A 475-nucleotide genomic window follows, 5' to 3' on the forward strand; every position below is an offset into this window, starting at 1 on the left:
GGGCATTCCTTCAGGAAGTTCGGCTTTCGTCTGGTTAAACACCTCAACAATTTGCTGCTGCTCTGCGTCTCCCACGAGCCCGTACTCACGGACAAAAGCGTCCGGCTGAGCGACAGCCGCTTCCATCATGCAGGTAAGGTGCTCCGCAGCCCGTTCGATAAAAGCGGATTCAAAGGCTGCTCCGTTATATTTGATTTTGACGGTCCACGTTTTGCCCGGATACACAATCAGATTGAAATCGAAGCTCGTTTGCTCAAATGCGCTTTCTACCTTGATAGAAAATCCGAGGCGTTCTTCCATGCTGCCGTTTTCAAGCTCTTGGTCAAGCGGATAATTTTCAAACGCGACCAGATGGTTCAAGAGATTGCCATCAAGGGCTGAGCGTTTTTGAATCTCATAGAGCGGCACGTAATCGTAGCGCTCCGCCTCGACTGCATGCTTCTGAACAGCTGAGAACACATCGGCAAAAACGGCA

1 protein-coding gene is annotated in these 475 nt (G+C 50.5%); it reads right to left on the reverse strand.

The window, feature by feature from the left end; translation table 11 throughout:
• Positions 1-475: condensation domain-containing protein (locus tag MOC09_RS19970; RefSeq protein WP_419901069.1), on the reverse strand; the 475-nt coding region annotated here is incomplete at both ends.

This window comes from Bacillus sp. N12A5, assembly GCF_026790125.1.
Lineage (GTDB): Bacteria > Bacillota > Bacilli > Bacillales > Bacillaceae > Bacillus.